Origin of the sequence: Roseiconus nitratireducens (assembly GCF_008629675.1) — a bacterium.
GTDB lineage: Bacteria > Planctomycetota > Planctomycetia > Pirellulales > Pirellulaceae > Stieleria > Stieleria nitratireducens.
The window spans coordinates 1-406 of sequence record NZ_VWOX01000100.1 but is presented as its reverse complement, the minus strand read 5'-3'; the positions used below and the strand labels follow the sequence as shown (position 1 = coordinate 406).

The following is a 406-nucleotide window of genomic DNA, read 5'->3' as shown; positions in this document are numbered from 1 at the left end:
ACGACGGGAGCGTCGCGTATCGCGTTGCGATTCGGAAGTTTGATGAACACGCAATCTGCCACCGGATGCTTTGGAAACGATCGAGCGGTTACGGTTTCGAGATTTCTTGGAGGACATGGGTCGATAGCCTTGAAAATGGCGAATGCGGATAGCGAAAGATTCAGCCGCAAGTGATGTTGAAAGAAGTCGAAAGCAATGGCGGTCAGTCGCTCTCCTGAGGCAGCAACGCCCGGAGAGCTTCTAGCCCCAGCAAGGCGCACTGCTGCCGAAGTGGAGAGATTTGGCACCCAAGCAGATCAAGCATGTCCTTGGGGGTCAGCAAACGTGCCTTCTCCAGCGACATCCCATCGACTTGCTGACAGAGCATCGAGGCGGCGGCCTGACTGATCACGCAGCCGTTTCCCAG

1 protein-coding gene is annotated in these 406 nt (G+C 56.2%); it reads right to left on the bottom strand.

All coding sequences use genetic code 11. The annotated features are described in order from the left end of the window. Positions 1-202: 202 nt before the first annotated feature. Positions 203-406: iron-sulfur cluster assembly scaffold protein (locus FYK55_RS28835; protein WP_161604838.1), on the bottom strand; the 204-nt coding region annotated here is incomplete at its 5' end.